The organism is Faecalibacterium sp. DFI.5.82 (genome assembly GCF_029076575.1).
In the GTDB taxonomy this organism is placed as follows: Bacteria; Bacillota; Clostridia; order Oscillospirales; family Ruminococcaceae; genus Faecalibacterium; species Faecalibacterium duncaniae.
Window position 1 is genome coordinate 1 of the sequence record NZ_JARFIS010000724.1, and the last position, 302, is coordinate 302.

The 302-nt window shown below is 57.9% G+C and carries 1 protein-coding gene; it reads left to right on the top strand.

Annotated features, from left to right (window positions below; genetic code table 11):
- Nucleotides 1-85: 85 nt before the first annotated feature.
- Nucleotides 86-302: ATP-binding cassette domain-containing protein (locus P0G09_RS18625; RefSeq protein ID WP_342760566.1), on the top strand; the 217-nt coding region annotated here is incomplete at its 3' end.

Here is a 302-nt window from a genome sequence, read left to right on the forward strand (position 1 = left end):
GCCATCTCGATGCCCGCCATCCGGGCAAAGTTTGCCTTTGAGCAGCGCAAGCACAATGCCCGGAAGGAGGTGCACTGAGATGGAAATGCTGGAACTGAACAACCTGCACAAGACCTTTAATCACGGAACCGTCAACGAAAAGGTGGCCCTGAACGGTGTGAGCCTGCACATGGAAGCAGGCGACTTTGCCACCATCGTGGGCTCCAACGGCGCGGGCAAATCCACCATGTTCTACGCCATCACCGGCGGTTTCATTGCCGACGAGGGCAGCATCGTGCTGGGCGGGCAGGACATTACCTTTG